Genomic DNA, 2,860 nt, shown 5'->3' with positions numbered 1-2,860 from the left:
TTCACTCTACCCCAACATCTTTTTTCTCATTATAAACAAAAGTACCCTATAGGATAGACTTTTTTCAAAGTGTCTATCTTATAGGGTACAGTTTAATGTTAGGAGGTTGCCTTTTTGTTTTTTGCGTAGCCCCTCACTCCACCAATTGCTCATGGTAGTGGTGAAGTTCTTGTTTTAGTCGTTTGGGAAAATGTTCTTCTATATAGGCTGCGATGTATTGTTTCTTTTCGATTTCGATTTGAGTAGAATTGAAAAGTTTTCCGAAGAGTTGCCACTTATTTTCTGCTGCGTAGCGCTCTAAAGCTTCATTTTCTAAGCGGTTTAGTACGGTCTGTTCAAGGTGCTTTTCTCTAATTCTAATTGCGATGTCGTTTTTATTCGATGTAATAACCTCATCAATTTTTTCTTTTAACTCCTGATTTTCCTTTTGTAGTTGCTCCGTAACGATTTGAATATCGGCAATCTTTTGCGAAGTTTCGGGAGGGATTGCTTTGATTTTTTGTTGAAGAAGGTCTTCGTTTAATATTAGTTGTGTTTGTTGAGTTGTTTCATCTTGTTCGATTTGGAAAAGTCCTGTTTGCATAATCTGAGCAAGTGCTTGGCTTAAGGTATCCATTCGGTTTTCAAGATCTTTTGGTGCAGTAACTTCGCTAGTTGTCTGTTTTATTACGTGGCCATCCTCATTAATACATAATAATCTTTTCAAACCTTTCACCCGGTATTCGTCTTTCAATAGTAAAATCATTCGGAGTTTCAAAATAGCTTTGAAATCTAGTCGAATGATGGTCGACGTTGAGGGATTAGTTGCCGCCCCATCAAATAGATATTCTTCAAATGGCTTAATATAATAACGCAGTTGGGCATCTGTTACCTCAAACCAGCCAGCTACTTCAGGTGTTGAATAGTACTTCTTCTCAATCAATTCGTCTAAATATGACTCTGATAAAAAATGCTGCTCAGTTGGTGTTTCCTGAATTACTTGAAATAATGGATCATTAACGAGTACCTCTTGAATACGCTTTTCTATTGAAATCGTTTGTTCCATATGTTGCGCTCTCCCATTCTTCGCAAATTTTTTCAATTTTTTTCTACTCTATGGCATGCACTTTTTTGCTTCTCTATTTTTCTCTATTCTATTGTGTGCTATTTTATGCCAGTTTTCTTGAAAAAGAGCACAATAAAAGAGCTCATAGATGAATCGAGGCGTAGAATCACCCGTTAACTCGATATTAATCCATCTGAGGGCTGATTTAATTTTTGATGGTTAACCAGTTATGTAAACAACCAATATGATTCTCAACAAAATCTTTTTCTATCGATGAGCATAAGGCTTAGAAGAAACTCTCTTGCTGTTGGTGGTCTTCTTCAAATAGAAATGTATTGGCAGAAAAAGTAGGATTTGTTTCTAGGGAAGTAATTTCTAATTCTATGGGGAAAAAAGCATGGATTAATGCTTTTGGTACTGAGCTTTCAGTTGGTGTATCTTGAATCACCTGAAATAATGGACACCAACCAACACTTCGGGATGCTTTATTGAAACTGTTTGTTCCATCGCTATTGCCTCCTATTCTACGGAAATCTACGCTATTATTTTCTACGCTACCTTATTGCTTAGGAAATTATTGCTTTTCTATAGTTTCCTATTCTGCGCTGTGCGATTTAATGCCACTTCTTTGGTAAAATTAAAAAGCTCTCAGGTAATTTTAATTGCTATATTGCTCAAATCTCAATTAAAAGTTGTCAGTGTGGGGGTGGTGAACATCTTTCATAATCAGATTCATTCTTGATCGGAGTCCCTAAAAAACGTATTGGCATTTCGCTATTTCATCAAGGCTAGCCCTGAATATCTCTCAAACCTGACTGTGTTAAGTTTGTTGAGATGTTGAAAGAAAAGAAGAATAGTTATAATGTGATCGTAAACCATTCATATCAACCTCTCTGAGTAAGCAGAAAGAATGCCAGCGATTGCGATTGTAACTAAAAAGACGCGAAGCAGTACAAATCATAAGTGTATGCGTAACGAAACAATACGTAATACACTAAATGCGCTCTTTCAACTGAGCAAAGCCGATAAAGTAGATAGTATTATTGATATCTTCCTAGACAAGTACATCAAAAATAACCTTGTAAAAGATGAAAAGAAAATCTATATCCTCGGTTCAGACATCTTTCAAAAACGAAATCGATAGAACCTAATAGAAAGCAACGAACAATCCCTAAGCCGATAACATTTGTTGCTTTTTTCTGTTTTCTAAGTATAGTCTTCACTAAAAAATTTTTAAAACTGAGATGATATATACATATATTCGTATTTTAGAAAACGCTTTATTCCAAGGGTTATAGATAATATATGCATATATAGATATGTGTATATATCAATTTGTAAATATATACGTATATCTATATATTGTTGTGTGGATATATTCAAAGATTATTTTAAACGGTACAACTTAATTTCAAATCTAAACTTATTCCCATAAAGATTTTTTCGATAATATTATTTAGCTGTCGCTAAATCTACTATAATGTTAAAACTTATTTGATAGGAAGTGTTGACATATAAATAGATATTGTGATACATTTTAAACCTGTCATTTCGATAGAGAATAAAATACCTTAAAAAAGTTGTTGACATACTTCTTGGTATTTTGATATAATACGAATCTTGTCGCTAGACGACGATGATAAATGAACCTTGAAAACTGAACAAGCAAAACGTAATCAATAAAGTTTTTAGTAGCTAACCTCAAGTTGGTGAACGAAACAAATTTTGGACATCAAACATGATGCCAGCAAAACAATTTGAGCTAATCAAATTTCTTTTTATGGAGAGTTTGATCCTGGCTCAGGACGAACGCTG

The 2,860-nt window shown here is 34.1% G+C and carries 2 protein-coding genes; both read right to left on the bottom strand.

Translation table 11 applies throughout. The annotated features are described in order from the left end of the window. Window positions 1–133: 133 nt before the first annotated feature. The gene (locus tag ACQKMV_RS23745; RefSeq protein ID WP_427506910.1) at window positions 134–1,045 is read right to left on the bottom strand and encodes a DNA primase; all 912 of its coding nucleotides are present in this window, start codon (window positions 1,043–1,045) and stop codon (window positions 134–136) included. A gap of 286 nt (window positions 1,046–1,331) precedes the next feature. Continuing rightward, window positions 1,332–1,493, bottom strand: coding sequence for a hypothetical protein (locus ACQKMV_RS23740; RefSeq protein ID WP_427506909.1), 162 nt, complete (start codon window positions 1,491–1,493; stop codon window positions 1,332–1,334). Window positions 1,494–2,860: the final 1,367 nt, after the last annotated feature.

It is taken from the genome of Lysinibacillus sp. NPDC094403 (genome assembly GCF_050278745.1).
Taxonomy (GTDB): domain Bacteria; phylum Bacillota; class Bacilli; order Bacillales_A; family Planococcaceae; genus Lysinibacillus.
The sequence above is the reverse complement of the archived record's forward strand: the minus strand, read 5'-3'. Positions and strand labels throughout refer to the sequence as shown.